This window comes from Thermus sp. (assembly GCF_056332225.1).
Genome location: NZ_JBWGQW010000261.1, coordinates 1 through 515 on the forward strand (window position 1 = coordinate 1; position 515 = coordinate 515).

Below are 515 nucleotides of genomic sequence, written 5' to 3' on the forward strand. Positions count from 1 at the left end.
CCCAAAAACCGGCTTGGCTTCCTGGTGGACGTGATCCGGGACGAGAGCGGCAAGTACGCCCGCGCCCTCCCCTCCCCCACCGCCCGCAGGACCCAGGCCCGCCTGGAGGAGGAAGAGGCCCGCCGGGTGGAGGAGGAGGCCGAGCGGGAGTGGCAGAGCCTCCCCAAGGAGGCCCGGGTGCGCCGCGCCCTCCAGGTGGCCCAGCTGGTGCTCCGCTCGCGGTTGAGCGTGGGGGAACTGGAGGACCTCGCCCGCCTCATGGAGGAGGACGTCCTGGACCCGAAGGCCCTGGTAGAGGAGCTCAAAGAGGCCTCGGCCAGGGGCGCCTTGGATGAGTGGCTGGATTCCTTCCGTAATAACTTGGGACGTTGAGTATCGGAAGACTTGGGGCGCCGCCCCCGCGCCTCGAGGGGCCCTTCGCCAAGAAGAGCCCTTCCCGAGCACCCATTTGGCCCCTCAGCCGGGTATCGGAAGACTTGGGGAGTTTGGCCTTGGGGATATCGGAAGACTTGGGG

At 68.3% G+C, this 515-nt stretch carries 1 pseudogene; it reads left to right on the forward strand.

Features of this window, described 5'->3' with window-relative positions:
• Positions 1 to 372: pseudogene (locus tag AC01Y6_RS11260) on the forward strand (replication initiator protein A); the annotation flags it as partial.
• Between the last annotated feature and the right edge of the window lie 143 nt (positions 373 to 515).